This window comes from Flavobacterium sp. (assembly GCF_029242675.1).
Lineage (GTDB): Bacteria > Bacteroidota > Bacteroidia > Flavobacteriales > Flavobacteriaceae > Flavobacterium.
Genome location: NZ_JAQWTM010000027.1, coordinates 1 through 2,641 on the forward strand (window position 1 = coordinate 1; position 2,641 = coordinate 2,641).

The 2,641-nt window shown below is 31.7% G+C and carries 4 protein-coding genes; 1 reads left to right on the forward strand and 3 read right to left on the reverse strand.

What is annotated here, in order from left to right; genetic code table 11:
- The 3 genes from P8M54_RS00855 to P8M54_RS00865 all read right to left on the reverse strand — a co-directional run.
- On the reverse strand, positions 1-185 hold a 185-nt coding region (locus P8M54_RS00855; protein WP_300283903.1), incomplete at its 3' end, for a carboxypeptidase regulatory-like domain-containing protein.
- A gap of 399 nt (positions 186-584) precedes the next feature.
- Entirely contained in the window at positions 585-842 is a 258-nt protein-coding gene (locus P8M54_RS00860; protein WP_300283905.1) for an EF-hand domain-containing protein, read from the reverse strand.
- An 81-nt stretch (positions 843-923) separates the two neighbouring features.
- Positions 924-1,874: an MBL fold metallo-hydrolase gene (locus P8M54_RS00865; RefSeq protein WP_300283906.1), complete on the reverse strand. Its 951-nt coding sequence runs from the start codon at positions 1,872-1,874 to the stop codon at positions 924-926.
- A 324-nt stretch (positions 1,875-2,198) separates the two neighbouring features.
- Here P8M54_RS00865 and P8M54_RS00870 point away from each other — a divergent pair.
- On the forward strand, positions 2,199-2,641 hold a 443-nt coding region (locus tag P8M54_RS00870), incomplete at its 3' end, for a peroxiredoxin-like family protein (protein WP_300283908.1).

Sequence of the window (2,641 nt, forward strand, 5' to 3'; positions counted from 1 at the left end):
TCTAAAACCGCAATGGTATAGCTACCGTCACCATTTGTAATTGTTCCTTGAGTAGCATTTAATACTACAGTAGCTCCAATTAAAGGATTTCCCTTTTCGTCTTTTACAGTACCTTTTAAATTTGTCTGAGAATAGGCAAAAGAGCAAGATAAGCTAAGTGCTGTAATTAGAATTTTTAAGTTCATTTTATCGATTATTTATGTTTTTATTGTGCAAACATACTTATTATTTTTATTTAGACTATTAATAAATAACAATTTATTTATATTTTTTATATGAATACAAAATCTCTTTAATAGTAGCAAAGTGTAACAAGCTCATCTCATAGAAACTACGATTATATCGTGTCATTTCTTACAATTAATATGGCATTAGCGACTGAAAATAGTGATAAGGTTATTATTTAATTGATTACAATAATGCACTTTTTATTTTCGAAAACAGAAATAATTAGCAACATTTATAAATAAAAAAGCTCCAGACCGTTTGAACAGCTGGAGCTTTTTTAGTGGTATAATCTTTTGGACAACTTAAAGATTGTTGTAATTTACTTTTAGGTGGAAAACGAAATAATACTCGATAATTTACTTTTTTCTTCCTAGTTCGTCGCGAGTGATATAGCCGTCATTATTGCGATCACGCTTTCTAAAATTCTCTCTCAATTTTCCTTTAGCCTCAATTGCAGATATTTTTCCGTCTTTGTTGCTATCCATATTAGCAAACATTTGGGCCACGTCAGCACGTTTTCCTTTGTTTGATTCTGTTGTTTCTTGATTAGATTTGCAGCTTGCAAAAGCGGCTGTTACGAGCAGTAGTGTCGAAAATTTAATAGCGTTTTTCATAGTTTTCAAGGTATTAATATAAGTTTGTTTTAATATGTATTTAGTTAAGGTTCAGTAACTACTTATTGATGTTCCAGTAATTTAGCGTTGAGGTAAGACCATTAGATCTTGAGCGAATAAAATAGTTCCTTTAAAGTTTTTCCGAATTTCAGCTGTTGTTGCTTCTTCGTCAATTAAAACTGAATTAAAATGGGTTAAAACCATGTTTTTAACATTGGCCTCTTTTGCCATTAGCGAACTTTCAGCTACATTAACATGTGCTTTTTCTTTAGTTGATTCGCTTTTTTTAGTCCCGTTTTTCGGAGAATTTCGATTGTTTGTATTTCTGTTTTTGCCTGCTTTATCAGTACTCTCTCTTGCTTTTGATCCTTGGGCGATTGCACCACCTGAATCAATAATTAAATAGTCGGCATTTTTAGCAAGAACAGGCAAATTTTCAGAATATGTCAAATCACCAGAAACAACAATCGATTCTCCAGCTACATCAAATCGATAAGCGAGTGTAGAGATGGTATGATTTACTTTAGCATAGCTTACTTTGATTGACCCGATGTAAAAAGGGGTTTCATCTATCAAATCCACCACTTTAAAGTTTTGTTTTACTTGACTTAAAGTTCGCCCAGATTTAGACAATCTGTACTCGATATCTTCATCATAGATTTCGATAAAATTATCGACAATAGCGGTAGTTTTTGGAGGACCAGCAATAATTGTCTTTGTGCCTCCCAGAAGTGATTGAATAAAAATAGGTGCAAATTCCTCATTATGGTCTAGATGATGGTGTGTAAAAAGCAGACCGTCTATGTCTTTGATTTTTGTACTGTTTTTATCTAAGTTGGCTTGTGTTCCATTTCCCATATCTACCAGGATCTGCGTATCTTGATACGATATCAATACAGAAGGTCCAGAGCGCTCTGTACTAAATTTTGGAGAGCCGGACCCTATAATTGTCGCAGTTAAATGAGCCGCATTTTTCTGTGCAAAAATTAGATTTCCTAATAAAATCAAGGATAGTACAAAATATTTTTTCATTGGGTTTTCTTTCTTTCTTTGACCGTATTTCTTTATAAAGGTTTAATTGGTGTGTTAAAATTGCTCAGGAAAATGATTTCTAGAAAGTTTGAGAGGCGAAATAATACTTAATTACTCTTTACTAAAAAATTGATAACTACATTAGAGCATTCTAAGCTTATTTATAGAAACAGAATAGAATTTATTTTCGAAAAGAAATCATATTACTATAACTTCCTAAATTAGATTCTAACAGAGTGAAATTTTAGAATATGTTTAAAACATTGTTAACTTTTCGAAAAAAAAGTCATGATGGAGTTAAAACATTTAAATAATAAAAAAATAATGAATAAAATAAGTGGCTTGAAAATAGGAGAAAAGGCTCCAGAATTTACTACAGTAGATATTTACAAAAAAAAGTATTTATTATCGAATGCGTTGTTAAAAGGAGAAGTTGTTCTAATATTTATTCGTGGTCAGTGGTGTCCTTTCTGCAACAAGCATTTAAAGGAAATACAAGAGAGTTTACCATTGATTTATAAAAAGGGTGCTAGTGTGGTAGTGGTTTCACCTGAAAAATCAGAATTTATAAAGAAGACCAGTGAAAAAACGGGAGCAGAATTTACTATTTTATACGATGAAGATCATACCGTAGCCAAAGCTTATGATGTCCTTTTTAAACCAAAAGCAGTTTTGAGAATTGTTTACAATGTAATAATGGGAGCACAACTTAAAGAAAGTCATTCTGATGATAGTGAGCAATTGGCAGTTCCTGCGACATTCATCAT